This is a genomic window from Streptomyces sp. NPDC055103, assembly GCF_053607625.1.
On record NZ_JBSGTX010000163.1, the window covers coordinates 1 to 1,940 of the forward strand.

The 1,940-nt window shown below is 71.0% G+C and carries 3 protein-coding genes; all 3 read right to left on the reverse strand.

Annotated elements, in window-relative coordinates; translation table 11 throughout:
• Positions 1-35 precede the first annotated feature (35 nt).
• Complete coding sequence (locus ACWFR1_RS40215) at positions 36-992, reverse strand: electron transfer flavoprotein subunit alpha/FixB family protein (protein ID WP_453561038.1); 957 nt, start codon at positions 990-992, stop codon at positions 36-38.
• A gap of 39 nt (positions 993-1,031) precedes the next feature.
• Positions 1,032-1,817, reverse strand: a complete 786-nt coding sequence (locus ACWFR1_RS40220) for an electron transfer flavoprotein subunit beta/FixA family protein (protein WP_453561041.1) — start codon at positions 1,815-1,817, stop codon at positions 1,032-1,034.
• 28 nt (positions 1,818-1,845) lie between these two features.
• Positions 1,846-1,940, reverse strand: a 95-nt coding sequence (locus ACWFR1_RS40225; RefSeq protein WP_132919430.1) for an acyl-CoA dehydrogenase family protein, incomplete at its 5' end; no start/stop codon positions are given.

A 1,940-nucleotide genomic window follows, 5' to 3' on the forward strand; every position in this document is an offset into this window, starting at 1 on the left:
GGGCACAGAGTGCCACCCGCCCCTTCTTCGTGGGATCAGCGAGCGCCGATCTCGTCCGTCAGCTGCGGCAGCACCTCGAAGAGGTCGCCGACCACGCCGTAGTCCACGAGGTCGAAGATCGGGGCCTCGGGGTCCTTGTTGACCGCGACGATCGTCTTCGACGTCTGCATGCCCGCCCGGTGCTGGATCGCGCCGGAGATGCCCGCCGCGACGTACAGCTGCGGCGAGACCTGCTTGCCGGTCTGGCCGACCTGGTTGGCGTGCGGGTACCAGCCCGCGTCCACGGCGGCGCGGGAGGCGCCGACGGCCGCGCCGAGCGAGTCGGCCAGCTTCTCGACGACCGCGAAGCCCTCGGCCGCGCCGACGCCACGGCCGCCGGAGACCACGATCGCGGACTCGGTCAGCTCGGGGCGGCCGGTGGAGACGCGCGGGGTGCGCGAGACGACCTTCGCGGCGTTGCCGGTGAAGGTGACGGAGACGTTCTCGACCGTGCCGGCGGCCGGGGCGGCCTCCGGGGCGGCGGAGTTCGGCTTGACGGTGATGACCGGGACACCGTGGGAGACCGTCGAGCGCACCTGGTACGAGGCGGCGAAGACGGACTGGGTGGCGACCGGGCCGTTCTCGCCGGCCTCCAGCTCCACGGCGTCGGTGATCAGACCGGAGCCGAGGCGGAGCGCGACCCGGGCCGCGATCTCCTTGCCCTCGCCGGAGGAGGTCACCAGGACGGCGGCGGCCCCCTTCTCCTTCGCGAGCTGGGTCAGCGCGTCGACCTTCGGGACGACCAGCTGGTCGGTGAACTCGGCGCCGTCCGCGACGTACACGGTGGCCGCGCCGTACTCGCCGGCCGTGGCGGCGATGGAGGCCGCGGCCTCGCCGGCGCCGAGGACGACCGCCGAGGGCTCGCCGATGCGGCGGGCCAGGGTGAGGAGTTCGAGGGCCGGCTTGCGGACCGCACCGTCGGCGTGGTCCACGAGAACCAGGATCTCAGCCATGATTCATTGCTCCTGAGTGGGTGTCTGGCTGACGGTGGGTCAGATGAACTTCTGGGTGGCGAGGAAGGAGGCGAGCTGCTTGCCGCCGTCGCCCTCGTCCGTGACGATCGTGCCCTGCGTACGGGCCGGACGCGCGGCCACCGCGTCGACGAGGGTCCAGGAACCGGCCAGGCCCACCTCGTCGGCGTCGATGTCCAGGTCGTCCAGGTCCAGCTCCTCGACCGGCTTCTTCTTGGCGGCCATGATCCCCTTGAAGGAGGGGTAACGGGCCTCGCCGGACTGGTCGGTGACCGAGACGACGGCCGGCAGCGGGGCCTCCAGGAGCTCGGTGGCGGAGTCGCCGTCGCGGCGGCCCTTGACCGTGTCGCCGTCGACGGAGACCTCGGAGAGCAGCGTCACCTGCGGCACGTTCAGCCGCTCGGCGAGCAGCGCCGGCAGGACGCCCATCGTGCCGTCGGTCGAGGCCATGCCGCAGACGACCAGGTCGAAGCCGGTCTTCTCCAGCGCCTTGGCCAGGATCGCGGAGGTGGCGATGACGTCGGAGCCGTGGATGTCGTCGTCGTTGACGTGCACCGCCTTGTCGGCGCCCATCGACAGCGCCTTGCGCAGCGCGTCCTTGGCGTCGTCCGGGCCCACGGTCACGACGGTGACCTCGGCGTCGTCGGACTCCTCGGAGATCCGGAGCGCCTGCTCGACCGCGTACTCGTCCAGCTCCGAGAGCAGACCGTCGACGGCCTCGCGGTCGGTCGTCAGGTCGTCGGCGAACCCGCGGTCGCCGGTCGCGTCGGGGACGTACTTCACACAGACAGCGATCTTCAGAGTCACGGCCTGTCTCCTTTCAACGGGCTGGGAATTACGGGAGGTTGCGGGCCATGACGATGCGCTGGACCTGGTTGGTGCCTTCGTAGATCTGGGTGATCTTGGCGTCGCGCATCATGCGTTCGACGG